Origin of the sequence: Pseudoduganella sp. R-31, from assembly GCF_049913235.1 — a bacterium.
GTDB lineage: Bacteria > Pseudomonadota > Gammaproteobacteria > Burkholderiales > Burkholderiaceae_D > Rugamonas.
Genome location: NZ_CP183986.1, coordinates 5444332 through 5468531, shown reverse-complemented (window position 1 = coordinate 5468531; position 24200 = coordinate 5444332). Strand labels below are relative to the sequence as shown.

The window sequence follows — 24200 nt, the reverse complement described above, 5'->3', positions numbered from 1 at the left end:
GTAATTAATAAAATGTCCTTACTCAGCATCGGTAAAAGTGGTTTGTTGGCTGCCCAGACGGGCCTGGCCACCACTGGGCACAACATTACCAACGCCAACGTGCTCGGCTATAACCGGCAGGTGGTGGTGCAGAGCACCACGCAGCCGATCCAGACCGGCGAAGGTTTTCTCGGCACCGGCACCGAAGTGGCGCAGATCAAGCGCGTCTATGACGACTTCCTGAACCGCCAATTGCTGGGCGCCCAGACCAACCAGGCCCAGCTCGACACCTATTTCAACCAGGTCAGCCAGATCGACAACCTGCTGGCCGATACCACGGTCGGCCTGGGACCGGCACTGCAGAGCTTCTTCAGCGGCGTGCAGAATGCCAACTCGAACCCGCAGTCGACCGCGGCGCGCCAGGCCATGCTGTCCGCGGCAGAATCGCTGGCATCGCGCTTTAACGGTCTGTCCAGCCGCATGAAGGAATTGAACGAGGGCGTCAACACCGGCGTCGCCGCCAGCGTCAACGAAATCAATTCCTTCGCGCGCCGTATCGCCGAGCTGAACAATACGATTGCCGGCCTGTCGGTCGACCCATCGACCTTGCCGAGCGACCTGATGGACCAGCGCGACGCATTGATCGCGGAGATGAACAAGCAGGTCCAGGTGACTGTCAGGCCGGCCGAGAACAATATGCTGAACGTTTCGTTCGGCACCGGCCAGCCGCTGGTGATCGGTAATCGCAGCCAGGAACTGGCCACGGCGCCTTCGACCTTTGACCCGGAGCGCATCGTGGTCGGCTACCGCACCCAGGGCGGCACTTTCTCGCAGCTGCCCGACAGCGTGCTGACCGGCGGCCAGTTGGGCGGCCTAATCGATTTCCGCAATAGCGGCCTGGACGTGGCAAATGCCAACCTCGGCAAGATCGCCGCCGGCCTGGCCGATGCTTTCAATGACCAGCACAAGCTGGGCATCGACCTGGATGGCAACCTGGGCGGCAACTTCTTCAAGGATATCCACGCCTATGTCGGCTACGACACGCGCAACTCGCCATCGAGCACGGTGAAAATCGATGCGGTAGTGGTTGACGCGGCCAAGCTGACCGCGTCGGACTATGACATCAATTACAACGGCACCGACTTCATCGTGACGCGCGCCAGCGATGGCGTGACCACGACCATTTCGCCGTATCCGCAGACCCAGCCGCAAGTGATCGATGGCGTCGCCTTCTCCATCACCGGTGCGGCCGGCGGCCCCGACCACTTCCTGGTGCGCCCGACCTATAACGCGGCGCAGGATTTCGGCGTCGAACTGAAAGACCGCAACAAGATTGCGCTGGGAGCGCCGATCAGCACTTCGGTGCCGACCGCCAATACCGGCACCGGCAAGATCAGCGCCGGTGCGGTGAACTCGAACTACCTGTTGCCGGGCAACCAGTTGGCGGCGCCGGTCACGCTGACCTACAACAGCGCGACCAACCAGCTTAGCGGCTTCCCGACGGCTGTCGACGTCACGGTCAATGGCACCACCACGAACTATCCGGCCGGCACCCCGGTGCCGTACACCGCTGGCGCCAAGATGACGTTCCAGGGCATCGAGATCGAGATTACCGGCAACCCTGCCAACAACGACAAGTTCACCATCTCGCCTGGCAGCGGGGTTGGCGACGCGCGCAATGGCGTGCTGCTGGCGGGCCTGCAGACGAAGAACATCCTGGACGATGGCCATGCCACCTTCCAGGCCAGCTACGCGCAGATGGTCAACTTTGTCGGCAACAAGACACGTGAAGTGCAGATCGCCGGTGCTGCGGCCGATACCACCGTGGAGCAGGCCCAGGCCGCGCGCGATTCGGTCTCCGGCGTGAACCTGGACGAAGAAGCATCCAACTTGCTGCGCTACCAGCAGGCCTACCAGGCATCCGGCAAGGTGATCCAGGTGGCAAGCGAACTGTTTGATACCCTGCTTTCGCTGGGCAGGTAAGATTTTTGAAGGAATAGCATCATGGTCATGCGTATTGCCACCCGGACGATTTACGAGAACGGCGTCAGCCAGCTGAACACGCTGCAGGCGCAACTGCAGAAGACGCAGCTGCAGTTATCGACCATGCGGCGCGTCGTGACACCGTCGGACGACCCGGTCGCGTCGGCACGCGCGCTGGAAGTGTCGCAGTCGAAATCAATCAACACCCAGTACGTCACCAATCGCACGAACGCCAATGCCTCGCTGTCGCTGGTGGACAATACGCTGGCGAACACCGACGACCTGCTGCAGGAAGTCAAGAGCAAGATCGTCGCCGCAGGCAACCCAGGGTTCACGCTCGCCGACCGCGAAGCGCTGGCGAAGGAACTGGAGGGGCGCCTGGAAGACTTGCTGGGCCAGGCCAACGCTACCGACGGCAGCGGCGCCTACCTGTTCTCCGGCTACAAGAGCGACATCCAGCCATTTACCCGTTCCGCTACCGGCGCCACTTATAACGGCGACCAGGGCCAGCGCGAACTGCAGGTGGCCTCGTCGCGCAAGCTGGCGACCAGCGAGACTGGCTCGGCCATCTTCGAAAGCAATATCACCGGCAACGGCACCTTCCAGACCAGCGTCGACCCGAACAACTATACCCGTGGCGGCACCGGCATCATTTCCCCGGGCGTGGTGAAGACCCCTTCGGCAGTGACTGGCCACAACTACACTCTGAATTTCACCGTGACCGGCACGCCGGCGGTGACTACCTATACCGTCAACGACGTCACTGCTGGCACTGCCGTCGCGTCGAACGTCCCCTATGTGTCCGGCCAGCCGATTGCTTTCGATGGCATCCAGATGGATATCACCGGGGCGCCGGCCAACGGCGACGTGTTCAACGTTGACCCGAGCAAGAACCAGTCGGTGTTCGAAACCATGACAACCCTGATCGCCGCGTTGCGCGGCCCGAGCGGTACGCCGCAGGCAGGTACGGCATTGACGAACGCGCTGAACCTGGCCAACCAGAACATCACCAACTCGCTGGACAACGTGCTGTCGGTACGCGCATCCGTCGGCGCCCGCCTGAGCGAGCTGGATCACCTCGACAGCGCTGGCGACGACCTGAACCTGCAATATGCGAGCCAGTTGTCCGACCTGGTCGACCTGGACCCGGTGGAAGCCATTTCCCGCTTCACGCAGCAGCAAACCACGCTGGAAGCAGCGCAGAAATCCTACAAGGCGCTGACCGGTTTGTCGTTGTTTAACTTGATCTGAGGCTTGCGTTAAAAAAGTCGGGGTCAGGTCTGGCAATCAGACACGGCCTCAGCCGTAGGCGTCGCCTACGGCTGAGGCCGTGTCTGATTGCCAGACCTGACCCCGACTTTTTTCCTGCTATCCCACTCGCGCGGCAATTGCCGCGCTTTTTCTATGCCCTCGTTGACCAGCGACTGGATCGGCATGCTCATGTAGGGCAGGGTCATGGTCAGCGTCAGGAAGCCCACGCCCAGGGTGATCGGGAAGCCGATGCCGAACAGGTTCAGTTGCGGCGCGGCGCGCGTCAGGATGCCCAGCGCGACGTTGGTAATCAGCAGGGCCGCGACAATCGGCAGCGACAGCTGCAGGCCTGCCGTGAAGATCTTCGAGCCCCACAACGCAAGGTCCCAGAAGCCATCGTTATGGAAGGCGATGGCGGTTACCGGCAGCGTGTAGAAGCTTTCCGCCAGCGCCTCGATCAGCACCAGGTGGGCATTCACCGCCAGCACTGCCAGCGTCACCACCCACACCAGGAATTGCGACACCGCCGAGGAGCGGCCTTGCGACATCGGGTCGAAGAAGCTGGCGAAACCGAGGCCCATGGTCAGGCTGGAAATCTCGCCCGCCATTTCCACTGCTGCAAACACCAGGCGCATCGCGAATCCCATGCCGGCGCCGATCACGATTTCACGCGCCAGCACCGACAGTCCGGCCCAGCCGGCAGGATCGAGCGCCGGCATGGCCGGCACGGCTGGTGCGACCACCATGGCGATCAGCACGCCCAGCGCGAGCTTGACGTTCTGCGGGATGCGGGCATTGCCGAAAATGGGGGAGGCCGCAATCAGCGACAGGATGCGAGCTGCCGGCCATAACAGGGCGGCGATCCAGGTGTTCAGTTCAGCGGCGGTGACGACCAGCATCGGTCACGAGACCAGCGAAGGAATGCCAGTCAGCACTTGCCGCATGTAGTCGACCATCACCGAAATCATCCACGGTCCCGCCACCACCAGGGTGACGAACACGCCGACCAGCTTCGGGATGAAGGACAGGGTCGCCTCGTTGATCTGGGTGGCGGCCTGGAAGATCGAGACCACCAGGCCGATCAGCAACGCCACCAGCAGCAGCGGCGCGGCCACCATCAGCGTGACTTCCATGGCCTGGCGGCCCATGGTCATGACTGTTTCAGGCGTCATTGCCAGCCTCCCTAATAGAAGCTCTGGGACAACGAGCCCAGCAGCAATTGCCAGCCATCGACCAGCACGAACAGCATCAGCTTGAACGGCAGTGAAATCACGGCGGGCGACATCATCATCATACCCATCGACATCAGCACCGACGCCACCACCATGTCGATGATGAGGAAGGGGATGAAGATGGCAAAGCCGATCTGGAAGGCGGTCTTCAGTTCGGAGGTGATGAAGGCCGGCACCAGGATCTTGAGCGGCACGTCTTCCGGCCCTTGCAGTTCCTGGCTGCGCGATATCTTGACAAACAGGGCCAGGTCGGACTGGCGCGTCTGCTTCAGCATGAAAGTCTTCAGCGGCGCGGCCGAGCGCTCCATCGCCTGCTGCATGGTGATCTTGTTGTCCTGCAGCGGCACCCAGGCGTCGGTGTAGATCTTGTCGAACACCGGGCTCATGACGAAGAAGGTCAGGAACAGCGACAGGCCGATGATGACCTGGTTGGGCGGCGCCGACTGCGTGCCGAGCGCCTGGCGCAGCAACGAGAGCACGATCACGATGCGGGTAAAGCCGGTCATCATCAGCAGCGCTGCCGGGATGAAGGTCAGCGCCGTCATCAGGATCAGCGTTTGCAGCGTCAGGCCGTAGTTGGTGCCGCCGCCCGCGGCGGGCGTGCTGGTGAAGGCAGGGATGGTCGGTTCGGCCGCCGCCAGCAAGGGCAGCAATAGCGCCGCGCCGGCAGCCGCGCAGCCGGCCATGCGCCACGCGCGTTTATTTGCCATTGCGCTTTTCAATCGTCTGTTTGAACCATTCGGCGAAATTCGCGCCAGGCACCGGCTGGGCGCCGGCCAGTTCGGTTTCGTCGCTTTCCTGGCGCGGCATGGTCGCCAGGGCATTCATGCGGCCAGGCGAGGCGCCGACCACGATCCATTGCTCGCCGACTTCCACCAGCAGGATGCGTTCGCGGGCGCCGACACTCAGCGCCCCGACCAGCTTGAGCTTGCTGCCGCCCGTGATGTGTTTCGGGCCGAAACGCTTCAGCAGCCAGGCCAGGCCGACCAGCAGGGCGATGACAAAGCCCAGCGACAGGATGGTCTGGAACAGCGAACCGGCAGCGGACGGTGCTTGTGCCGCCAGCACATTGCTCGGCGCCTGGGCGTTGGCGGCACGGGCGCCGGCCATGGCGGCCTGCTGTTCGGGTGTCGCCGCTGGCGCGGCGGCCGGTGCAGTAGTTTGCGCGGCGCCAGGCGCAACTGGGCTGGCGGCATTGGCCGGGGCAGCTTGCGAACTGGTGGAAATGGTGTCTGGGGCGGACGCTTGCTGCGCCAGCGCAGGCGCGCCGGCGAGACAGAGGACGGCCGCCATGGTCAGCGGCCGCAGCAGGTAAAGGGCAGGAATGCTCTGCTTCATTTATTCAATTTTCGGATGCGTTCGGAAGGCGTGATGATATCGGTCAGGCGGATACCGAACTTGTCGTTCACCACCACCACCTCGCCCTGGGCGATCAGGCAGCCGTTGACCAGCACGTCCATCGGTTCGCCGGCCAGGCCATCCAGTTCCACCACTGAGCCCTGCGCCAGTTGCAGCAGGTTCTTGATGGCGATCTTGGTACGGCCCAGCTCCACAGTCAGCTGGACCGGGATATCGAGGATGAAGTCGATATCGTTATGGGTTTCGGTCTTGTTCGGCTGCTTGGAAAAGTCCTTGAACACGGCAGCAGTGGCAGCCTGGTTCTGCATCGCGGCAGCCTCGGCAGCGGCCTGCTCGGCAATCGCGGCGCCCCAATCGTCATCCATGCTTGTATCGTCGTCTTGATTATCCGCCATGTTTCTCTCCTAGCTTTATTTCATATTATCCGCGTTTGCCAGCAGTTTCTCCACCTTCAATGCGTATTGCCCGTTCAACACCCCGTAGGTGCAATCGAGCACAGGCACGCCATCCACGGTCGCCTCGATGGTGTCCGGGATGTTGAGTGGGATCACGTCGCCGACCTTCATGTTCAGGATTTCGTCGAAATTGACCTTGGCAGTGCCGAGCTTGGCCACCAGTTCCACTTCGGCGATCTGGATCTGCTGCGTCATCAGGCGAATCCAGCGCTTGTCCACTTCCAGCGCCTCGCCCTGCAGCGAGGAGGTCAGCGCGTCGCGGATCGGCTCGATCATCGAGTACGGCATGCAGAAGTGGATCTGGCCCGATACGGACCCCAGTTCAATCGTGAAGGTCGACGCCACCACCACCTCGTTCGGCGTGGCGATGTTGGCAAACTGCGTATTCATTTCGGAACGGATGTACTCGAATTCCACCGGGTACACGGGTTCCCACGACTTGGTATAGGCCTCGAACACGATGTCGAGGATGCGCAGGATGATGCGCTGCTCGGTCTGGGTAAAGTCGCGGCCTTCCACGCGCGTGTGGAAGCGGCCGTCGCCGCCGAACAGGTTGTCGACCAGCAGGAACACCAGGCCCGGGTCGAACACCATCAGGGCGGTGCCGCGCAGCGGTTTCATGTGCACCAGGTTGAGGTTGGTCGGCACCACCAGGTTGCGGATGAACTCGGAATACTTGGAGACCCGCACCGAGCCCACCGACACTTCCGCGCTGCGGCGCAGGAAGTTGAACAGGCCCACGCGCAGCAGGCGCGCAAAGCGCTCGTTGATAATTTCCAGGGTCGGCATACGGCCCCGGACGATGCGTTCCTGCGTCGCCAGGTTGTAGGTCCGGACACCCGAGGTCTCCTCCGGCGCAGCGACGTCGTCCTGGTCGCCGTTGACGCCCTTCAGGAGGGCATCGACTTCTTCCTGGGAGAGAAAATTATCAGCCATGCTTCACCCGGGCCTTACTGGATGATGAATGCGGTAAACAACACTTCGGAGACTTCCTGCGGCTCGCCGCCGTTTTCAAACGGCAGGTTGACCGCTTCCATGATGTCCTTGCTCAACTGCTGCTTGCCTTCCGGAGTGTTGATCTCGGATGCGTGCTTGCTCGACAGCAGCAGCAGGATGCGGCTGCGCACCTTCGGCATATTGGTCTTGATGACCTCCGACTCTTCCAGGCTGCTTGCCTGCAGCGTGATCGCCAGTTGCAGGTACTGGTCGCCATTTTCCGGCTGCAGGTTGACCGTGAACTGGTCCACAGGGATATAGACCGGCGGGCCGGCTTTCTTGGCCGGTTTCTTGGCTTTCTTGTTGGGCTTGGCTTCTTCAGAATGTTCGTCGCCGCTATCGCCATGCAGCATGAACCAGGCCCCGGCGCCCCCGGCCAGTGCGAGCACCAGCACGGCTGCCAGGATGATGATCAGCTTTTTCTTACCGCCACCTGCCGGCGGTGCTGCTTCTGCCTTAGCATCAGCCTTCATTTTTGGATTCGCTTTCAATTCTGCTGCCTTGGATGCAAGAGTTGGATCATGACGCCATTATGTCATTATCGCGAAAGCTTTCGGGGAGCGATGCGCCGAAAAGAGGCAGGAAGCAGGGCTATCTCTGCCTTAGGCGAATGTATCGACAGCGCTGAGCACGCTGCGGCGCACTTGAGGGGCTGCTTGCGGGGCCTGCTCCGTATTGTCATTCTGTCCATCGGCGACGCCGCGGCCACGCCCGGCGGCTGCCATATCAGCGAACGCTTGCTGCTGGTCCTGGCTGCCGGAGGAAACGCTGGTGTCGCCGAGCGTGATGCCGGCTTCACCCATGGTTTCGCGCAGCTTCGGCAGTGCTTGCTCAAGCGCTTCGCGCACTTCCGGCTGGGCAGCGGTGAAGGCCACGCTGGCCTGGTCATTGGAGACGCTCAGCACCACTTGCAGCGGGCCGAGGTCGGGCGGGTTCAGGGTCAGGGTGGCGCTCTGCTCGCCGCCATTGACCATCCAGACAACTTTCTGGCCCAGCTGGTGATCCCAGCCCTGGCTGCCGACGCGGGCGTGCAGCTGGTTGCTGGCCAGGGCCTGGGCGGCTTGTGCATTCGCTGCGCCGGCTGGCGCCAGGGCGGTAGCGGCTGCCTGCAGGGCGCTGGCCTGCGGCTGGATGGCGTGTTTGGTGTCCAGCGCGGCGGCATCGGCGGCCTTGCCGGCGTCGGCGCTGGCCTGTTGCAGGGCGGCCTGGAAATCGCTGCGCGGTTGGGCGGCGGCTTTGTCGCTGCCGCCGGCAGCCGCGGACGATGCACTGGCGTCGCCGGTTTCGGCGGCTGCGCCGTGGCGTGCCTTCGCCAGCGCGTCTGCCAGGGATGGATCTTGTGCTTTGCCGGCGCCTTCTGCCGCAGCTTTCGCTGCCAGCAATGCCTCCTGGTCGACGGGCATGCCTTCCGCTGGCAGGCGCTCGGCAATGCCGTTCCTGCCGCCTTTGCCGGACAGTACGGCGTCGCTGGCCAGTTCGGCCTCGGTGGCCCGGCCGTCTTTGGTGGAGGCTGCTGCCGCAGCGGCTGCCGCGCTTGCTGCGCTGGCCGCGTCGGCCGCGGTTGGCTGGACCAGGCCCTGGATCATGGCCAGCATGTCGGCGACGGCATCGTTGGCCGCTTGCTGGCTATCGGTTTCGTCGCTGGCCGCGCCGGCACTGCTGGAGGCGTTGGCGGCAGTGGCAGAGCTGGCAGATGCCGCGTCGGCCGGCGCCGGCTGCGCGTCCGCAGGCGCAGCGGCATGATTGGCCTGGTTTGGCTGCTCGCTTTGCTGGGCCTTGGCAGGCGCCTGCGCTTGCGTGGCCGGTTTGTTGGCTGGCGCTGGCGCGCTGGATGCCGGTTTCGCTTGCTGGCTTGGCTGCTGCGCGGCAGGTTTCGGCGCCTCGGCGCGGCGCGGCGCGGCATTCGCTTGCGGCTGCAGCGATGGCGGCAAGGCCCTGGCCTGGCGTTCGATCTGGCTGTTCAGGGCCTGTGCGAACTGCTTGTCTTCCTGCGCGCCATTGGACGAACGGCTACCAGCCGAATTGCCGGAAAGAAGAGGGGAGTTCTGGACAGTCTGGGTTTGCATGATCGAATCGGTCTAGCGTTTGAAAAATGCCTGGCGGGAGGCGTGTTCATCCATGGCCTTCTGGTCGCGCTTGGCTTCCTTCTTGAGCTCCTGGGCTTCGGCCCGGTCGCGCAGGGTGGAATAGGACATGCGCTTGCGTTCGGCGTCCTGCCACAACTGCTTCTCCTTGTCGCCGCGTGCCTTGCTGTGACGGACCACTTCCTGCTGGCCCTGGATCGCAGTATCCAGTTTCTCCATGAAAGCCTGGAAATTGCGATACGCCATCGGCGTGATGCCTTGCTGCTGCGAAGCGTCGAAACGGCGGCCGTATTCGTCGCGGTAACCAACCAGCATGTTCAGCTTCTCTTCCGCGTCCGCCACGGCTTTCAAGGCCGCGCCAAGGCGCTTGGCAGCGTCGTCGGTTTCCCGCTGCGCCAGGTCGATCAGGGTTTCAAGTTGCTGGGTAGAGGCCATGATAGTCAATTATATGCAAGGCCAAACGCACCAATCAGTCGAATAGAGAGGTTAACTGCCCCAAGCTCTCGGGCATGTTCACCTGCTCCGTAATTTGCTGTTGCAGGAATTGTTCAATCTTATCGTGCAGGTTGATGGCCTGGTCAAGCACCGGATCGGTGCCCGGCGTGTACGCCCCGACAGCGATCAGGTCGCGGCTGCGTTCGTAGCGCGAAAACAACTGTTTCAGCCGGCGCGCCTGGTTCTGGTGGGTGTGCGATGTGATCGAGTGCATGGCACGGCTGATTGACTGTTCGATATCAATTGCCGGGTAGTGGCCGGCTTCGGCCAGGCGACGGTTCAGCACGATGTGGCCGTCCAGGATCGCGCGCGCCGAGTCGGCGATCGGATCCTGCTGGTCGTCGCCCTCGGTCAATACGGTGTAGAAAGCCGTGATCGAGCCGCCGCCCAGTTCGCCATTGCCGGCGCGCTCGACCAGCACTGGCAATTTTGCAAACACGGAAGGCGGGTAACCTTTGGTGGCTGGCGGCTCGCCAATGGCCAGGGCGATTTCGCGCTGCGCCATCGCGTAGCGGGTCAGCGAATCCATGATCAGCAGGACGTTCTGGCCCTTGTCGCGGAAGTGCTCGGCGATCGCGGTGGAATACGCCGCCCCCTGCATGCGCATCAGCGGCGGCGTGTCGGCCGGTGCTGCCACGACCACGGAACGGCGCAAGCCTTCCTCGCCCAGGATCTGCTCGATGAACTCCTTCACCTCACGTCCCCGCTCGCCGATCAGGCCGACCACGATGATGTCGGCTTCGGTGTAGCGCGCCATCATGCCGAGCAGCACGGACTTGCCGACGCCGGAGCCGGCAAACAGCCCCATGCGCTGGCCGCGTCCCACGGTCAGCATGGCATTGATGCAGCGCACGCCGACGTCCAGCGTTTCCACGATCGGTGCGCGGCCCAGCGGGTTGGCGGGACGCACATTGATCGGCGCCGAATCGCTGGTCTGGATCGGGCCCAGGCCGTCGAGAGGGCGGCCGGCGCCATCGACCACGCGGCCAAGCAGCTCGGGGCCAACGGGCAAATGGCGCGCGCGGTCGCTGGGGCGGCGGCGCGGGTGGTTGACGCTGCCGGGCTTCGGCACGCTCTGTTCTACCGGGAACACGCGGGTGCCGGGGATGATGCCTTCGACGTCGCTTTGCGGCATCAGGAACAGCTTGTCACCCTCGAAGCCGACCACTTCGGCTTCGACCTTGCCGCCGGAGGGCAGGGGCACGGTACAGGCCGCGCCGACCGCCAGGCGCAAGCCGACTGCTTCCATCACCAGGCCCGCCACGCGGGTGACGCGGCCCGACACTTGCATCGGTTCGACGAAATCGACCAGCGTTGCGCAATCGTTCAGGTAAGAACGCCAGCGGCCCGCGTGCACCTGTGGGTCGGGGGCGCCCATCTCAATCGATCCAGTCAATGTCTTTGCCAAGCGCCAGGCTCAGGCGCTGCCAGCGCGACGCCACGGTGGCATCGATCTGGTTGGAGGCTGTATCGACCTTGCACCCGCCACGTTCGACGGTCGGGTCGTCGATCACGCGCCAGCCGCCTTTGTCGAGTTCTTCCGCAATGCTCTCGCGCACCACGGCGGCGTCTTCCGGATTCAGGATCAGCAGTGCCGGCTGCTGCAGCACCGGCAGGTATTCGATGGCCTCGCGCACGATCGGCAGGATCAGTTCCGGCTTCACGCGCAGGGCAGTCTTGATCATGCCCTTGGCCAGGTGCAGCGCCAGTTCCAGCACCTCATTGCTGATGGCCTGGTCGGCTTCGCGCAGCGCGCTGCTGAAGTTGTCGGCGATCTCGCGCACCGGTGCAATCGCTTGCTCGGTGGCGGCGCGCGCTTCGTCCAGGGCCTGCGCCACGCCTTCGTCGTGGCCGGCCTTGAAGCCGGCGTCATAGCCCTGCTGGCGTGCTTCCTCGCGGATCGCGGCCAGTTCTTCTTCGCTTGGATATTCCGGGGCAGGAGCCGGTTCCGCCGCGTATTCGGCTTGCTCGACTTCCGCCTGTGCGGCGGCTTCGGCGGCCAGGGCGGCGCGCACTTCCGCCTCCTCGCGTTCGCGCTGGGCCACCACGCTCGGGCGCGCGTCGCCGAAGGATTGCAACTCCCAGCGCTGGTAGGCCGTCTGTTTTTCTTTCGGGATGCTTGTCATCAGACGAAGGAATCCTCACCCTTGCCGCCCAGCACGATCTGGCCTTCATCCGCCAGGCGGCGCACAATCTGCAGGATCTGCTTCTGCTGCGTCTCCACTTCGGACAGGCGTACCGGGCCTTTGTTTTCCAAATCTTCGCGCATCATTTCGGAGGCGCGCGCCGACATGTTCTTGAAGATCTTGTCGCGCAAGTCCTGCGAAGCGCCTTTCAGCGCAATGATCAGCATTTCGGACTGCACTTCGCGCAGCAGCAGCTGGATGCCGCGGTCATCGACGTCGATCAGGTTGTCGAACACGAACATTTCGTCCATGATCTTCTGCGCCATGTCGTTGTCGTAGTTCTTGATATTGTCCATCACGTTCTGTTCCTGTTCGCCGGACATGAAGTTCAGGATCTCGGCCGCGGCGCGCACGCCGCCCAGGGTCGATTTCTTGATATTTTCATTGCCGGACAGAAGCTTGGTCAGCACGTCGTTCAGCTCGCGCAAGGCGGCCGGCTGCACCCCATCCAGCGTGGCGATCCGCAGCACCGCGTCGTTGCGCAGGCGGTCGGTGAAGTGGCCCAGGATTTCGCAGGCCTGGTCGCGCTCCAGGTGGACCAGGATGGTGGCGATGATCTGCGGATGTTCGTTGCGGATCAATTCGGCGACCGATTGCGAATCCATCCACTTCAGCGATTCGATGCCGGAAGCATCCTTGCCGCCCAAAATGCGCGACAGCAGGACCGACGCCTTGTCGTCGCCCAGCGCCTTGGTCAGCACCTGGCGGATGTATTCGTCCGAATCGAGGCCCACGGTGGAAGCGGCCGCGTACTGGTCGCGGAAATCGTCCAGCACGTCAACCACCATTTCATGCGGGATGTTCTTCATGGTGGCCATCGATGCGCCCAGCTTCAGCACCTCGCGCGGGCCGAGGAACTTCATCACCTCGGCCGCCTCGGCTTCGCCCATGGCCAGCATCAGGATGGCGGCCTTTTGCAGTCCGGTATTCTCAGTCATTGTTGCCTATCCATTCCTTGATGACGTTGGCGACGATGCGCGGATCTTCCGCAGCCAGTTTCTTCGCCAGCGCCAGGTTGTCGCGGTAGGTGCGGGCAGTGTTTTCTTCCATCTTGGCGATCTCCTCCGCCAGCAATTCTTCCGGTGTCGGGCCGACTGGTTCCACGATAGGCTCCGGTTCTGGTTCCGGTTCCGGTTCGTTGATCTGGTCGATCTTCTTGAATACCGGACGCATCATCGGACGCACGATACGCAGCAGGATGTACAGCAGGATCAGGGCCGTAATCAGGAACTTCGCCAGTTCCTTGGCCAGCGGCAGGTTGGCCGGGTCGCGCCACCATTCGAGCGGTGCCTCCGGTTCCCTGTCGACGCCGTCGAATGGCGCGTTGGCCACGCTGACGGAATCGCCGCGGTCCTGGTTGTAGCCCATGGCTTCCTTGACCAGGCTGTTGATCTTGGCCATTTCGTCAGCGCTGAGCGGCTTGACGACGACCTTGCCGTTTTTATCGATGGTCCGACGATAGTTTACTACGACGCCGACGGTCATGCGCTTCAGTCCGGCCATTGCCTTCTGTTCATAGCGCACCGTCTTGTCGACTTCATAATTGGTTGTCGATTCCTTATGGCTTGGCCCGGCCGCGGCAGTCGCGGCGCCTGTGCCTGGCTGCCCCGGCGCACCGGCAGCGCCTGGCGGCGTGGTCGTCAGCGGGGCCGTGGCAACGCCCGGCGGCTGGTTCGACAGGGCGCCAGGAATGCCGCCGGGGTTGGCGTTGGCATTGCCGCTGGTCTCGCTGCTTTGCTGGCTGCGGATGGCCGAAGCGGCGGGCGGCGAGTTCGGCTTGTAGGTCTCGGCGGCTTGTTCGATGGCGGAGAAGTCGACGTCGGCCACAGCCTCGGCGCGCACATTGCCTTCGCCCACGATCGGGGTGATGATCGACTCGACCTGCTTGATGACTTGCTTCTGCATCTCCTGCACGTACTTGAGCTGGGATGCGTCGAGGTTCTTGGCGTTGTTGGCCGCGTTGCCGTTCTTGTTGATGTCGGACACCAGGTTGCCGGCCTGGTCGACCACGGTCACATTGGCCGGCGACAGCTCCGGCACGGAAGAAGCGACCAGGTGCACGATGGCGCTGACCTGGGCCGGATCGATCATGCGGTTGGCGTGCAGTTGCAAGATCACCGAAGCGGTGGGCTTCTGCTGGTCGCGGACGAAGACCGAAGGCTTCGGCAGGGCCAGGTGCACGCGCGCCGACTCCACCGCGCCGATGGACTGGATGGAGCGCGCCAGTTCGCCTTCCAGGGCGCGCTGGTAATTGACCTGTTCCAGGAACTGGGATACGCCCAGCTTCTGGTTTTCCATGACCTCAAAGCCGACATTGCCGCCTTTCGGCAAGCCCTGCTGGGCCAGGCGCAGGCGCACATTGTGCACTTGCTCGGCGGGCACGAGGATCGCCTGGCCGCCTTCGGCCAGCTTGTACTTGACCTGCATCTGGTCCAGTGCAGCGGTGATGGCGCCGCCATCCTTGTCGGTGTAATTGGCGAACAGGACCTTGTAATCCGGTTCCTTATTCCACATCCACAGGATCAGGATGAGCGCCAGGACGCCTGCCACGGCAGCGCCGCGAATCACCATCTTGCCCATAGGGGTCTGGAAGAAGGCGAAGCGGCCCCTGGGCGCCTGTTGGGCTTCTGGATCGTCGATATCGATTTGTTCGGCGGCTGCAGCCATGGGTAATCACTGTGGGTTAATGGGCCTGTTGCACATTATCAGGCGATGTTGCGTCCTTTAAATGCGTGAACAGGAGGCCGTTTGCCTTGCTGCTCAAGGCTATCCCCTTGCTTTCACACGGGTATTCTGGAAGCCTGAAAACAGGAATATTGTATCTTGGAGTCAACTAATGAGAACAGGCGGAATTGATTCTAGCCAAATCCAGGCCATGATCGCCCAGCTGCATGCGGCGGCCACGCGGCCGTCAGCCACGCCCCCGGTGATCCAGACCGAGAAAGTGGCCGAGAAGCCCGACTTCACCAACGCCCTGAAAGGCGCGCTGGACGCGGTGCAGGCCAGCCAAGACAAGGCCGAAGGACTGACCAAGCGTTTCCAGATGGGGGACGATTCGGTCAACCTGTCGGACGTGATGATCTCGATGCAGAAAGCCAGCATCAACTTCCAGGCCACCGTCCAGGTGCGCAACAAGCTGGTGCAGGCCTACCACGACATCATGAACATGCAGGTTTGAAAGTCGGGGTCAGGTCTGGCAATCGGACAAATCGCGACGCGATTTGTCCGATTGCCAGACCTGACCCCGACTTTCATCATTCCAGGCCGGCGATGCGGGCGTTGCGTTCCCGCTCGAGCTTGGTGATGTAGCGCTGTACGGCGGTCAGCGAGGAGCGCGGCATGTCGACGAATTGGCAGCCGAGGCGGCGGTTGGTTTTGTTGTTTAAAAGCGTCAGGTCCAGCGAGTTGCGGATCTGCAGGCCGGTGGTGATCGTGGCCACTTCGGGCAGTTCAATGCGGCAGTCGTTGTAGACCTTGCCAATCGTGTCGCCCAATTCCAGGCTGTTGTCGAGGATCGCAATGCCGCCGCAGCTGATGTCGGACAGCGGGAACGGCTTGCTGCCGCCGCCCAGCTCAGCCGGCTGCGGGATCAGGACGCGCACGGGGTTGGTGACCGGCGTGGCGATGCGGTAGAACTCGCGGCGCTGCAGGCGCACCAGGCTGGCCGGCAGCGGCATCTTGAAGGCCGGGCTGCCTTCGAACGTGGTCGATTCGATGTGCTCACCGCTGAACATGATGCGGATCTTGTCCAGCGTGGTTTCGAAGGAAAGCCTTTTTGCGCCAAGGATGCGGCGGTTCTGGTCGGGGCTGATGGAGCAGTCGAGGATGACGTTGCCGCCCTCGGCATCGACTTCCAGGATCGACGTGACGCAGACATCGGACTCGCCCTTGATGAGCATGCGGATCAACTGGTTTTTCTCGCCGATACTGCGCAGCAGCGCAGTGATCTCACGGCGCGATGCGACCTCGAAATCATGCCAGTTTTCCATGTCCGATTCCGAAATATAGCTGTGCATCAAAGTCCGTTTTCTGGGGATTCATTCGGTACGCTGAGATCGGGCGCCGGGGGCGGGGGCTGGCCAGTCTTTTGCGCTGCTTCAATATGATAAAGCCACGCTAACAGTTCCGCAATTACACGGTAGAGCAGTGGCGGGATCTGCTGGTCCAGGTCCACTTCCATCAGCAGCGATACCAGTTCTTTCGACTCGTGGATGTGCACGCCATGTTCGGCGGCGACGGCAATGATTTGCTCGGCCACCAGCCCGCGTCCTTTGGCGACGACTTTTGGTGCCGCTTCGCCGCTCTTGTAGGCGAGGGCGACGGCACTTTGCAGCGGCTTGCGCGGCTGCTCGTTCTGCTCACTCGGCGCCATCGTTGCCCTCCGCGTTGATGGCGAGGGAGGTCAGCGGTGCGCCTGCGGCATCCATGGCTTGCTGCAAGGCGCTGGCCCAGGCGCGCAGGGTGGCAGCCGTGTCTTCCGAACCGGACTGGACAGCAATATGCACCTGGTCGCCGACCAGGGTGACGTTGGCCGCGACCTTGCCCAGCATGGGGAAACGGAAGCGCACGCCGCTGCGCCAGACGGGATCGGCTTCGCCGTCGCGCCCCTCGCGGCGGCTGCCTTTGCCGCCGGCTTCGCCTTGCTGGTCGCGCTCGACCAGCCATTGCATTTGCTGGCCGGGCCACGCTTCGCCTTGCCACATGACCTTGCCTTGTTCGTGGGTGTGCAACTGCTGGTTGATCATTTGCGCGGCGGACAGATCGGGGCCTGCCAACGCTTTCGCCACGGCATCAGCCTGGCTTTGTCCCGCACCTTGCGCGGCAGCCTGGCGCTGCATTTGCGGCTCGCGCTGCAAGTCTTGCAGCGAACGCTTGCCTGAGGCCCATTCGGCCACATGGGATTCGTAAAACAGGCCGCTGTCGCCTAGGGCGCGCTGCAAGCCCTGGCTGAGTTTTCCCGTATCGGGCGGGCCGCCGGCACTGAGCGGCGCCTTGCCGTTGATGGTGACCGGCATGCCCGGCGTCGTGTAGGCGGAGGCCAGTGCGCTGGCGATGGCGCGTGCGGCGGGACTGAGCGCGGCCTGCGGCGTGTCCTTGCCGAGCGAGGGCAACTGGTCGGACGGCACCAGCGGGGCTTTGCTGAGCAGGGCAGCGCCGGCACTCAGCGCGCGGCCCTGGGCTTGCGCGGCGCCAGTTTGGCCGGCTTCTGCGCCGCCGGCTGCCTGCGGTTGCTTGCCGCTCAGGTTCAGGATGGCCGCTTCCTGCGAAGGCAGGCGCCCTTGGGCCGGCATGTCGGGCATCTGGTCGCCCGACACGAAGGTCGCCATCTGGCCCGCTTGCGGACTGCCGGCGCCCACCTGCAGCGTGGCGCGCGGTTGGCCGCTGACGACGGTCAGAGGCAGTTCATCGCCGGCATTGATGCCGTTTGGCAGCAACATGCGCGCATTGGTATCGGCCACGCGCACCAGGAAACTGCCATCGGAGAATTTGCTGAGGACCTGGGCGGGCAGGGTTTGCCCGACCATTTGCGAGAGGGCGCGCTGGAAGGCTTCCTGGCGCGGTGCGGCAACCGCTGGCGCGGCCGAAGCCGCGCTGGTGGCGCTGACGCCCCGGACATCCAGGCGCGGGGGCAGCATGGCAGCCGCCCCGCTCAGACGGCGCCGTAGGCGGCGGCCAGGCGCCGTTCAGTGCCGGTGTTGTTGATCAGTTTGGACAGCTGGGCCATCCAGGGCATGGTCAGGTCGCGGATCTGGCGGTCGTCGTCCAGCATCTGCTTGATCAGGCCCAGCTTCTGCTGGCGCTCGGCGGCGTCCAGCACGACTGCTTCCTCATTGCCGCGCAGCAGGGCCACCTGGGCCGCTACCTGGCTTTCCAGCACTTCCAGTCCGTCCCAGTCGGACATCGTTGCTGCCGCCACCATCTTGTGGGTCAGTGCTGCCATGGCGGTGTAGGCGGTCAAAATTTCCACGTTCGTCATTGTCATCCTCGATTACATGCTGGACAAAGCAGCAGGCTGGGCATTGGTGGTCGCGGCAGGGTTGCCGCCGATCTGGTTCCAGGTATCGCGCAGGTCGGCCAGCAGGCCGCGCACTTCGTCCAGGATTTCCGGACTGTTCTTTATGTTTGCTTCGAGCAAGCGGCGGCTCATGTAGTCATACAGGGCATCCAGGTTGCGGGCGATCTCGCCGCCGGCTTCCTTGTCCAGGCTGGCACGTAAGCCATCGTCGATGATGCGGATGGCTTTGGAGATGGCTTTGCCTTTTTCTTGCACATTACCTGCATTCATTTGGGTCTGCGCAGTCATGATCGCAGCCAGGGCGCCGTCGTACAGCATGACGATCAGCTTGTGCGGCGAAGCGGAGCTGACGCCGGTTTCCAGACCGACTTTCGCGTAGGCGTTGACGCCGCGTGAAGTAGTTCCAAACATAATCTCTCCTTATTCCTGCGCTCAGCTGTTGGAGGCAATAGCCGCCAGTTGCTGAGTCAAATACGCTTGCGTGCTCTGCATTTTCGCCAAGGTCGCATCAAGCCGCGTAAATTGGGTGCGGTAGCGTTTTTCAATGTCGTCCAGCTTGGAAGAGAAGGCGTCGCGCTGTTTGGCCACGTCCTTGATGCTCTTGTTTAAGCCTTCGGTCACGGTCGTCAGCAAGCCTTTGCTGCCCAGGAATGACGTGGCCAGGTTGTTGAGCTGGTAGGCATAGCCTTGCGAGAAGGAGACGGTGCCGCGATCGCCGAGGGCGCCGCCGGTAATGTCGATTTTCAGGCCTTCCGCATCGGTGCCCTCGGCGCCGGTGAGGGTCTGTCCGGTTCCGACCACTGCCTTGCCACCCAGGGTGCCGGCCACGTCGGTGCCGACCACCGGCGTTGCGCCGCCGAACACGCTGTCCACGGTGCTGCCGCTGACACTGGTCAGGGCGATATTCGAGGCCGAGCCGTATTTGCTGGACGAGAGCACCAATTTGCCGCTGCCGTCGATCGCTGCGGTGACGCTGGAACCGGTATCCGAGAAGGCTGCTGTGCCGTTGATCGATGACTGTACGATCTTGGCCAGTTCGGCGGGCGAATAGGTGCCTGCCGGGATGGTGACATTGGCGATATTTTTCGAGTTGCTGGGCGTGGTGTCGTTCAGGGTCACCGCCCAGGTGGTGTTGGCGGCAATCGTGGTGCTGCCCAGCGCTGCCGAGCTGGTCAATGCACCTTGGCTGGCCAGTGCCGTGATGTTCAGCGCATAGCTGCCCGGCTTGGTTTTTGCAGTCGAGCTGACAAAGCTGACGTTCGGGTCGGTGGCATTGCCGATCGCGGTAAACAGGCCGGCGATGTCGCCGAAATTCTTCTCGATTGCCTTGTTCAGCTTGGCGTCGTCGAGGCTGAGCGTGCCGTCTTTTGCAAAGGAAATGCCTACCTGGCCCATATTGGTCAGGCTGCCGGACAGGCCGGTGATCTGGCCGCTCATCATGCGGCGCAATTGCGCCTGCATCGACTGGGCGGTCGGGTCGCCTTGCAGCGCGCCGGCTTTCTTGGTTTCCGGGTCGTAGGCGGTGAGTTTTTTCAGCGCGCCGTTGAGTTCGTTGTACGCCTTGACGAAGGCCGTCAGATTGGTCTTCACGCTGTTGGTGTCGCGCGCCACGTTCAGCGTCGTGCTGCCGACCTGGTTGACCGTCAGGCCCACGCCCTGGATCGATTCGTTGACAGTGTTGGAGTGGCTGCTGACGGCAATGCCGTTGACAGTCAGCTTGGTGTCCTGGGCAGCACTGGTCTGCTGCATCGACTGGGTGCCGGCCGGATCATAGCTGAGCAGGCTGCTCAAGGCCGCGTCCGGCGGGTTGCTGCCATCACCGCTCAGGCTGATCTTCATGGCCGCGTTTTCGCCGGTCTTGTTCGACGTCAGCACCAGACGGTACGGGGACGCGCTGCCGTCGGACACGATGGTGGCGGTCACGCCCAGGCTGGCTTTGTTGATGGCGTCGGCCACGCCTTGCAGGGTGTTGTTGGTGCTGTCGATGACGACGGAACCCGTTGGCTGGCTGGCATCCTGGCTGAAACCACCGCCCAACATGCTGCCGCCGGTGCCGGCAGTCAGGCCGGCGGCGGCAGGATTGTTGCCGGCGATGGTGATTGGGCTGCCGTTGGCCGAGGTCAGGGTGACGCTGCTGGCCGAAGCGTAGGTGGCCCCGGCGTTCGCGGCGCCCGCCGCAGTCTTGGCGCCGCCGGTGACGCCGCTGGCGGTTTCGGTGATGGCCACGCTGGCGCCGCTGGCACTGCGGAATTCCAGGGTGCCGGCGGCGGCACTGCCGGTAAACGTGATGCCGGCAGCAGCAAGTGCGGTAGCGGTGGCGCCGCCCGCATTGGCCAGGTCGGCATCGAGGGAAGCAGCCGTGACGCCGGCGCCCGCCGCGACGCCTGCTCCCTGGCTGGCGATCGTGACGTTGCCGACTTTCAGCGCGTAAGAGCCCGTGCCATCGGTCGCCACGTCGCCAAAGGTGGAGAAAATATTCGCCACCGTGGCAGTGACGCCGGTCGTGCTGGTCTTGTCATTGATGGCATTTGCCAGTGCCGTGGCGCTATTGGTGCCGCTTGAGGTTGGAATGGCAGTGCCGTTGATGCTGAGCGAGCCATTGGCCAAGCCGTTGGCCAGCATCGATGAGCTCAGGCCCGTGCCTTGCAAGCCGAAGCTGCCGCTGGCCGTACCGAACTGGAAGGACAGGGTCGTCGAACCGCCCAGGCCGATAGTCGACGTCTTGCTCGCCAGGCCAGTGGTCATCAGGGTCTGCGCCTGCGCCAGCTGGCTGACATTGATCTTGTAATTGCCCGCCACTGCCTTGGCCGAAGCGCTGGCAGTCAGCAAATCCTTGTTGCCTACCGTGGTAGAGAAGCCTTTGAAGGAGTTGGCCGAGGTCAGGCCGCCCAGGGCGCTCTGGAACACGCCGACCGCTGCGGTCAGTGAACCGAAGGCGCTCACCTTGGCCTGGTAGGACGCGGTCTTGCGGTCGTAGCCCGCCAGTGGCGCCGCTTCGGCCGCCATGAGTTTGTCGACGATGTCGTTGACCTGCAAGCCGGAACCGATACCGGGAGATGATAGTGCTGGGGTGCTGGAAAGGGCCACGGCAAACTCCTGAGGAAACAAGATAAGTCTAACTTGTTTACGGCAGAATCAAAGGGGACTTGAGAGGGGGAAATACCTGTTTATTCTTGTCTGAAATGACAAGCTTCCCTGCGGCCAGCATAGCGCAAAAAAGCCCGGGCTGCCGCAAGGGCAGGCCGGGCCGGGAACGCTGTTGCTAGTGGTCAGGCTTCCTGATCGACCAGCAAACCCCTGAAGGCATCGATCGCCTTGGCGATCTCCAGGGCTTCCGGAGTCGGAATCTGGCGCAGCACTTCCTGGGTATGCAGGTCAATCACTTTGACGACGGTGCGGTGGCTGTCATCGTCGATCGAGAACAGCAGGCTTTGGGCCCGCTGCTGCACCGATTTGTTCAGCTTTGCAACGGCTTCTTCCACATCCTTCTTGGAAGGCGTTGCTTCCTTGGCCTTGACCGCATCGATGGTTTCCACCGCAGCAGCCGGGCTGCGGCCTGCCACCGGGAGGGCCACGAAATCCGGGACCGCGATGCCGCGGTCAGCGCGCGGCACAGTAGCAGTTATTGAATCGATAGTCATACAGACCTCCTACGGAAAATTCCCCGGTCCGGCGAACCGGAGCGGGGAACCGCTTTTTTACCTAGCTTATTGGCGATTAGCCGCGCAGCAGGCTCAGCACGCCGTTAGGCAGCGAGTTAGCCTGGGCCAGCATCGCGGTACCAGCTTGTTGCAGGATCTGGCCGCGGGTCAGGCTTGCGGTTTCTGCAGCAAAGTCGGTGTCCACGATACGGCTGCGCGATGCAGACAGGTTCTCGGTCGTCGCGCTCAGGTTCGAGATGGTCGAGGAGAAGCGGGACTGCAGTGCGCCGAACGATGCGCGCTGGCTGTTCACCGAAGCCAGGGCGGCGTCAGCGATCTTGATTGCCAGCTGGGCGTTGTCGAAGGTCGTCACGTCCAGGGTTGCCACCGACTTCAGGGTCGAACCACCAGCCAGGCTGAAGCCAGTTGCAGCGGCTTCCGTCACCGAGAACGAGCTCTCGGAGTCCATGGTCACGCGGCCCATCACGGTCGACACAGCAGCTGCTGCAGTCATCGCGTTGGCTGCACCGTTCAGCGCGCCAGCGGCGTTGTAGTTCTGTGCGCTCAGGACAGTGTTGCCACCGGTCTTGGTGTTGGTCAGCTTGATGTCGGAGCCGGTCGAGTGCGACAGTTTCAGCTTGTTATTGGTCTCGTCGTACTGGGCAGTCACGCCGGTCTTGGACGATTGCGCATTGAAGGCATTGATCGCCGAAGCATAGTCGTCAGCCGAGTTGGCACCGGTACCGATGGTGAAGGACACGGTCACTGGGGAGCCAGCGTTGTCGCCTTCGACGGTCATGGTGTAGGACTCAGCGCCCAGGGTCAGTGCCGCGTCGGTTTTGGCCGATGCAGTGACGCCGGTGTTGGCGGTCTGTGCGTTGATGCTGGCAGCGACCGACTTGGCGGTGCTGGTAGCGGCCAAGGTGGTGATGGTTGCCGAACCGCGGGAACCGTTGATGGTCGCGGTGGTGGCAGCCGAGGTGTTGGCAGCGGTCACGGCAGCAGGCGCGCCTTCGATACGGTTGTCGCCGTAGGTGCTGGTCAGGAAGTTGGCGCCAACAGCCTGGATGGTCTGGTTCGCGTCAGCGCCGACCTGGAAGGTGGCGGTGCCCATCGAGCCGTCCAGCAGGTTTTTGCCGTTGAAGTTGGTGGTCTGGGCAACGCGGTTCAGTTCGGATGCCAGTTCGCCAACTTCAGTCTGCAGCGCCTGACGGTCCGAAGCCGAGTTGGTCGCGTTGGAGGACTGCACTGCCAGTTCACGGATACGCTGCAGGATGTCGCCGGAGGAAGCCAGCGCGCCTTCAGCGGTTTGAGCCAGCGAAACGCCGTCGTTGGCGTTGCGCATTGCCTGGTTCATGCCGCGAATCTGGGAATTCATACGGTCCGAAATTGCCAGGCCAGCAGCATCGTCCTTAGCGCTGTTAATACGCAGGCCGGAGGACAGACGTTGCAGGGAGGTCGACAGGCTGCTCTGGGATGCGTTCAGGTTGCGCTGCGAGTTCAGGGACGAGATGTTGGTGTTAATTACGGAAGCCATGGTATTTCTCCATTCGGTACTACTGATTGGGCAATTTGCTCATTCACTTTGGCCCGCCACGCTGTTCTTGTGACGATCAAGCCGCTGTTGTTTTGGGTAACGGTTGCCGCACGGGAACCTTTAGGGCGATTTAGCCGGCAAATCCCCCTGTTTTACCCCTCAAGTTGCCTACGGAGTGCCGCTTAGTCGGCGGGCTTTTCATGAACTTTAGGCCGAAAAAAAATATTTTTCACGCGCAAAAAAAGTTCGGCGGGCGGAGAAATAGGGATGTTTATGCTTGGTAATTAACGTTTGCATTTGGAAATATATTGAGTACTATGCAATTCCGATAACTCTTTGTTAATCACAATGCATATTCTCCCTCAACGTTTGGCTGCCGCCTTATGCGCCGTGGCTTGTACCCAGGCGTGCGCCGGCGTCCTGCCCGTCGTCGACGTCAATAACCCGGTCAGTTGGCCGGGCGCCGCGGTCGATGCGATCCATAGTCATTACCAACAGCATTTTTTCGCGACCCAAACCGGACTCCTGTCGGGATTGGGCATATTCACGGCCCCCGGCTACACTTGGCAGACGACCAGCGTCAAGATCAAGATTGGCGGCGGCGACAGCTGGCAGACCGATGGCTGGACTGCACCGTTTACGTCTCGCCTGGACGGGACGCTGGTCGATTTGACAGGCTTTAAGCTGCACGTGAATGCAGGTGACGACATCGTCTTTGATGTTGGCGGTGGTGGCAGCGCATTCATGGTGCAGCATGGCTTGGGGCCGCTGTACGAAAAGAACAACTTTTCGGATTTCCCGATGCGGAGAACCGACCGCTCGTTGGCCTTCACCACCTGGATGATCCCGGACCCTGCCGCAACGGATCCGGCCTCCGATGTGCCGGCGCCAGGCGCCGGCATGCTCACGCTGCTGGGCTTGGCGATGCTGGCGCTGGCACGAAACCTGGCGGCCCGGCGCGTGCGCTAAATAGAAAAGAGCCCGCC

General features: G+C 62.7%; 25 protein-coding genes. 4 read left to right on the top strand and 21 right to left on the bottom strand.

Going from position 1 to position 24200, the window contains the following annotated elements:
• Positions 1 to 12 precede the first annotated feature (12 nt).
• Together flgK and flgL are read left to right on the top strand one after the other, a co-directional pair.
• On the top strand, positions 13 to 1962 hold the full coding sequence (gene flgK, locus ACN9MY_RS24875; RefSeq protein ID WP_426318971.1) for a flagellar hook-associated protein FlgK: 1950 nt from the start codon (positions 13 to 15) through the stop codon (positions 1960 to 1962).
• 21 nt (positions 1963 to 1983) lie between these two features.
• Positions 1984 to 3213 carry a flagellar hook-associated protein FlgL gene (gene flgL, locus ACN9MY_RS24870; protein WP_426163770.1) on the top strand — a complete coding sequence of 410 codons (1230 nt, stop codon included), beginning with the start codon at positions 1984 to 1986 and terminating at the stop codon, positions 3211 to 3213.
• Between the two features lie 65 nt (positions 3214 to 3278).
• On the opposite strand, the gene fliR is transcribed toward flgL, so the two are convergent.
• From fliR to fliF, 13 genes are all read right to left on the bottom strand, one after another.
• Positions 3279 to 4112, bottom strand: a complete 834-nt coding sequence (gene fliR, locus ACN9MY_RS24865; protein ID WP_426318970.1) for a flagellar biosynthetic protein FliR — start codon at positions 4110 to 4112, stop codon at positions 3279 to 3281.
• A gap of 3 nt (positions 4113 to 4115) precedes the next feature.
• Positions 4116 to 4385 (bottom strand): flagellar biosynthesis protein FliQ, encoded by a 270-nt coding sequence (gene fliQ, locus ACN9MY_RS24860; protein WP_055930712.1) that lies wholly within the window; start codon positions 4383 to 4385, stop codon positions 4116 to 4118.
• An 11-nt stretch (positions 4386 to 4396) separates the two neighbouring features.
• On the bottom strand, positions 4397 to 5155 hold the full coding sequence (gene fliP, locus ACN9MY_RS24855) for a flagellar type III secretion system pore protein FliP (RefSeq protein WP_426163764.1): 759 nt from the start codon (positions 5153 to 5155) through the stop codon (positions 4397 to 4399).
• The gene (gene fliO, locus ACN9MY_RS24850; RefSeq protein ID WP_426318969.1) at positions 5145 to 5783 is read right to left on the bottom strand and encodes a flagellar biosynthetic protein FliO; all 639 of its coding nucleotides are present in this window, start codon (positions 5781 to 5783) and stop codon (positions 5145 to 5147) included. The genes fliP and fliO overlap by 11 nt, the downstream gene beginning before the upstream one ends.
• Complete coding sequence (gene fliN, locus ACN9MY_RS24845) at positions 5780 to 6199, bottom strand: flagellar motor switch protein FliN (RefSeq protein WP_055930721.1); 420 nt, start codon at positions 6197 to 6199, stop codon at positions 5780 to 5782. Before fliN ends, fliO begins: the two co-directional genes overlap by 4 nt.
• A gap of 15 nt (positions 6200 to 6214) precedes the next feature.
• Positions 6215 to 7195: a flagellar motor switch protein FliM gene (gene fliM, locus ACN9MY_RS24840; protein ID WP_426163759.1), complete on the bottom strand. Its 981-nt coding sequence runs from the start codon at positions 7193 to 7195 to the stop codon at positions 6215 to 6217.
• Between the two features lie 14 nt (positions 7196 to 7209).
• Complete coding sequence (gene fliL / locus ACN9MY_RS24835; protein WP_426163757.1) at positions 7210 to 7728, bottom strand: flagellar basal body-associated protein FliL; 519 nt, start codon at positions 7726 to 7728, stop codon at positions 7210 to 7212.
• A gap of 129 nt (positions 7729 to 7857) precedes the next feature.
• Positions 7858 to 9321: a flagellar hook-length control protein FliK gene (locus tag ACN9MY_RS24830; RefSeq protein ID WP_426318968.1), complete on the bottom strand. Its 1464-nt coding sequence runs from the start codon at positions 9319 to 9321 to the stop codon at positions 7858 to 7860.
• Between the two features lie 12 nt (positions 9322 to 9333).
• On the bottom strand, positions 9334 to 9774 hold the full coding sequence (gene fliJ, locus ACN9MY_RS24825) for a flagellar export protein FliJ (RefSeq protein ID WP_426163753.1): 441 nt from the start codon (positions 9772 to 9774) through the stop codon (positions 9334 to 9336).
• A gap of 34 nt (positions 9775 to 9808) precedes the next feature.
• Positions 9809 to 11212, bottom strand: a complete 1404-nt coding sequence (gene fliI, locus ACN9MY_RS24820; RefSeq protein WP_426172295.1) for a flagellar protein export ATPase FliI — start codon at positions 11210 to 11212, stop codon at positions 9809 to 9811.
• Between the two features lies 1 nt (position 11213).
• The gene (locus ACN9MY_RS24815) at positions 11214 to 11960 is read right to left on the bottom strand and encodes a flagellar assembly protein FliH (protein ID WP_426336281.1); all 747 of its coding nucleotides are present in this window, start codon (positions 11958 to 11960) and stop codon (positions 11214 to 11216) included.
• On the bottom strand, positions 11960 to 12958 hold the full coding sequence (gene fliG / locus ACN9MY_RS24810; protein ID WP_426163749.1) for a flagellar motor switch protein FliG: 999 nt from the start codon (positions 12956 to 12958) through the stop codon (positions 11960 to 11962). Before fliG ends, ACN9MY_RS24815 begins: the two co-directional genes overlap by 1 nt.
• Positions 12951 to 14687, bottom strand: a complete 1737-nt coding sequence (gene fliF / locus ACN9MY_RS24805; protein ID WP_426318966.1) for a flagellar basal-body MS-ring/collar protein FliF — start codon at positions 14685 to 14687, stop codon at positions 12951 to 12953. Before fliF ends, fliG begins: the two co-directional genes overlap by 8 nt.
• 169 nt (positions 14688 to 14856) lie before the next feature.
• Between fliF and fliE the strand changes: the two genes are divergently transcribed.
• Entirely contained in the window at positions 14857 to 15198 is a 342-nt protein-coding gene (gene fliE, locus ACN9MY_RS24800) for a flagellar hook-basal body complex protein FliE (RefSeq protein WP_426163745.1), read from the top strand.
• 76 nt (positions 15199 to 15274) lie between these two features.
• Here fliE and ACN9MY_RS24795 read toward each other — a convergent pair whose 3' ends face one another.
• The 8 genes from ACN9MY_RS24795 to ACN9MY_RS24760 form a co-directional block, all read right to left on the bottom strand.
• Positions 15275 to 16009 (bottom strand): flagellar brake protein, encoded by a 735-nt coding sequence (locus ACN9MY_RS24795; protein WP_426318965.1) that lies wholly within the window; start codon positions 16007 to 16009, stop codon positions 15275 to 15277.
• 26 nt (positions 16010 to 16035) lie between these two features.
• Positions 16036 to 16392 (bottom strand): EscU/YscU/HrcU family type III secretion system export apparatus switch protein, encoded by a 357-nt coding sequence (locus ACN9MY_RS24790; RefSeq protein ID WP_426163740.1) that lies wholly within the window; start codon positions 16390 to 16392, stop codon positions 16036 to 16038.
• The gene (locus tag ACN9MY_RS24785; protein ID WP_426163738.1) at positions 16379 to 17656 is read right to left on the bottom strand and encodes a flagellar hook-length control protein FliK; all 1278 of its coding nucleotides are present in this window, start codon (positions 17654 to 17656) and stop codon (positions 16379 to 16381) included. Before ACN9MY_RS24785 ends, ACN9MY_RS24790 begins: the two co-directional genes overlap by 14 nt.
• A gap of 14 nt (positions 17657 to 17670) precedes the next feature.
• Positions 17671 to 17997: a flagellar protein FliT gene (locus ACN9MY_RS24780; protein WP_426318964.1), complete on the bottom strand. Its 327-nt coding sequence runs from the start codon at positions 17995 to 17997 to the stop codon at positions 17671 to 17673.
• A 12-nt stretch (positions 17998 to 18009) separates the two neighbouring features.
• A complete protein-coding gene (gene fliS, locus ACN9MY_RS24775) occupies positions 18010 to 18447 on the bottom strand; it encodes a flagellar export chaperone FliS (RefSeq protein WP_426163733.1) in 438 nt (145 codons plus the stop codon).
• A gap of 21 nt (positions 18448 to 18468) precedes the next feature.
• Positions 18469 to 21123, bottom strand: coding sequence for a flagellar filament capping protein FliD (gene fliD / locus ACN9MY_RS24770; RefSeq protein WP_426318963.1), 2655 nt, complete (start codon positions 21121 to 21123; stop codon positions 18469 to 18471).
• A gap of 182 nt (positions 21124 to 21305) precedes the next feature.
• A complete protein-coding gene (locus ACN9MY_RS24765; RefSeq protein WP_426163728.1) occupies positions 21306 to 21677 on the bottom strand; it encodes a flagellar protein FlaG in 372 nt (123 codons plus the stop codon).
• Between the two features lie 76 nt (positions 21678 to 21753).
• On the bottom strand, positions 21754 to 23214 hold the full coding sequence (locus ACN9MY_RS24760; protein ID WP_426163726.1) for a flagellin: 1461 nt from the start codon (positions 23212 to 23214) through the stop codon (positions 21754 to 21756).
• 348 nt (positions 23215 to 23562) lie between these two features.
• On the opposite strand from ACN9MY_RS24760, the gene ACN9MY_RS24755 reads away from it, so the two are divergent.
• Positions 23563 to 24183 (top strand): hypothetical protein, encoded by a 621-nt coding sequence (locus tag ACN9MY_RS24755; protein WP_426163724.1) that lies wholly within the window; start codon positions 23563 to 23565, stop codon positions 24181 to 24183.
• Positions 24184 to 24200 lie beyond the last annotated feature (17 nt).

Coding starts and splice junctions, on each gene's coding strand:
- ACN9MY_RS24765 (WP_426163728.1), bottom strand. CDS start 21,677: ATGACTATCGATTCAATAACTGCTACTGTGCCGCGCGCTGACCGCGGC.
- fliP (WP_426163764.1), bottom strand. CDS start 5,155: ATGGCAAATAAACGCGCGTGGCGCATGGCCGGCTGCGCGGCTGCCGGC.
- ACN9MY_RS24780 (WP_426318964.1), bottom strand. CDS start 17,997: ATGACGAACGTGGAAATTTTGACCGCCTACACCGCCATGGCAGCACTG.
- ACN9MY_RS24785 (WP_426163738.1), bottom strand. CDS start 17,656: ATGCTGCCCCCGCGCCTGGATGTCCGGGGCGTCAGCGCCACCAGCGCG.
- fliE (WP_426163745.1), top strand. CDS start 14,857: ATGAGAACAGGCGGAATTGATTCTAGCCAAATCCAGGCCATGATCGCC.
- flgL (WP_426163770.1), top strand. CDS start 1,984: ATGGTCATGCGTATTGCCACCCGGACGATTTACGAGAACGGCGTCAGC.
- fliO (WP_426318969.1), bottom strand. CDS start 5,783: ATGAAGCAGAGCATTCCTGCCCTTTACCTGCTGCGGCCGCTGACCATG.
- ACN9MY_RS24790 (WP_426163740.1), bottom strand. CDS start 16,392: ATGGCGCCGAGTGAGCAGAACGAGCAGCCGCGCAAGCCGCTGCAAAGT.
- fliF (WP_426318966.1), bottom strand. CDS start 14,687: ATGGCTGCAGCCGCCGAACAAATCGATATCGACGATCCAGAAGCCCAA.
- fliM (WP_426163759.1), bottom strand. CDS start 7,195: ATGGCTGATAATTTTCTCTCCCAGGAAGAAGTCGATGCCCTCCTGAAG.
- fliJ (WP_426163753.1), bottom strand. CDS start 9,774: ATGGCCTCTACCCAGCAACTTGAAACCCTGATCGACCTGGCGCAGCGG.
- ACN9MY_RS24830 (WP_426318968.1), bottom strand. CDS start 9,321: ATGCAAACCCAGACTGTCCAGAACTCCCCTCTTCTTTCCGGCAATTCG.
- ACN9MY_RS24815 (WP_426336281.1), bottom strand. CDS start 11,960: ATGACAAGCATCCCGAAAGAAAAACAGACGGCCTACCAGCGCTGGGAG.
- fliI (WP_426172295.1), bottom strand. CDS start 11,212: ATGGGCGCCCCCGACCCACAGGTGCACGCGGGCCGCTGGCGTTCTTAC.
- fliS (WP_426163733.1), bottom strand. CDS start 18,447: ATGTTTGGAACTACTTCACGCGGCGTCAACGCCTACGCGAAAGTCGGT.
- ACN9MY_RS24755 (WP_426163724.1), top strand. CDS start 23,563: ATGCATATTCTCCCTCAACGTTTGGCTGCCGCCTTATGCGCCGTGGCT.
- fliN (WP_055930721.1), bottom strand. CDS start 6,199: ATGGCGGATAATCAAGACGACGATACAAGCATGGATGACGATTGGGGC.
- flgK (WP_426318971.1), top strand. CDS start 13: ATGTCCTTACTCAGCATCGGTAAAAGTGGTTTGTTGGCTGCCCAGACG.
- ACN9MY_RS24760 (WP_426163726.1), bottom strand. CDS start 23,214: ATGGCTTCCGTAATTAACACCAACATCTCGTCCCTGAACTCGCAGCGC.
- ACN9MY_RS24795 (WP_426318965.1), bottom strand. CDS start 16,009: ATGGAAAACTGGCATGATTTCGAGGTCGCATCGCGCCGTGAGATCACT.
- fliL (WP_426163757.1), bottom strand. CDS start 7,728: ATGAAGGCTGATGCTAAGGCAGAAGCAGCACCGCCGGCAGGTGGCGGT.
- fliQ (WP_055930712.1), bottom strand. CDS start 4,385: ATGACGCCTGAAACAGTCATGACCATGGGCCGCCAGGCCATGGAAGTC.
- fliG (WP_426163749.1), bottom strand. CDS start 12,958: ATGACTGAGAATACCGGACTGCAAAAGGCCGCCATCCTGATGCTGGCC.
- fliR (WP_426318970.1), bottom strand. CDS start 4,112: ATGCTGGTCGTCACCGCCGCTGAACTGAACACCTGGATCGCCGCCCTG.